1 protein-coding gene is annotated in these 687 nt (G+C 62.9%); it reads right to left on the bottom strand.

Going from position 1 to position 687, the window contains the following annotated elements; all coding sequences use genetic code 11:
• Positions 1 to 482 (bottom strand): LysR family transcriptional regulator (locus tag J0A65_RS24875; protein ID WP_206596911.1); only part of this gene is annotated, 482 nt, incomplete at its 3' end.
• Positions 483 to 687 lie beyond the last annotated feature (205 nt).

The following is a 687-nucleotide window of genomic DNA, read 5'->3' as shown; positions in this document are numbered from 1 at the left end:
CGTGCGACCAGGCCGCTCTGCAACTGCTGCTCGATGTGGATGCTGATGTCCACGCCTTCCTGCACGTGATCGACGACACCGTCAGTGGTCAGCAGCTCGCAGCGGATACGTGGGTGCCGCGCCATGAATCCTGGAATCAGCGGGGCCAGCACATGGCGCCCGAATGCTGCGCTGGCAGCGATACGCAGTTGGCCACGCGGTTCGTCCTGCAGGTCGGCGACATCGGAACGGGCCAGCTCCAGGTCCTGGAGCACCGTCTGCACGCGCTCGAGATACAGCGCTCCAGCATCGGTCAGTGCCAGGCTACGGGTGGTGCGGGTAAGCAGGCGCACCCCCAGGCTCTGTTCCAGGCGCGCGATATTCTGGCTTGCGGCAGCGGCGCTGATGCCTTGCAGGCGCGCCCCGGCGGCGATGCTGCCACTCTCCACGGCTTTGACGAAGCTCTCCAGGCCTCGCAGGGTATCTGTGCCTTTGCTTTGCAATGCTCAGCCTTTTCGTAAGTTAAGGTTGATACTCAACTTACCTCTCGCCCTCTACCGCCGCAATCGCCATCCTCGCTAGAGTGCCGGGCACTTCAATCGATCAGGAGCAACGAACATGTCCGACCTGGAGCTTGCGTCGCCGGCGTCACGCAACTGGAAACTCCCTGCACGCGCCATGCCGGTGGCTTTTGCCTTCTTCATGTCA

It is taken from the genome of Bowmanella yangjiangensis, from assembly GCF_017255015.1.
In the GTDB taxonomy this organism is placed as follows: Bacteria; Pseudomonadota; Gammaproteobacteria; order Enterobacterales; family Alteromonadaceae; genus Bowmanella; species Bowmanella yangjiangensis.
This window is presented reverse-complemented; position numbering and strand designations above follow the sequence as displayed.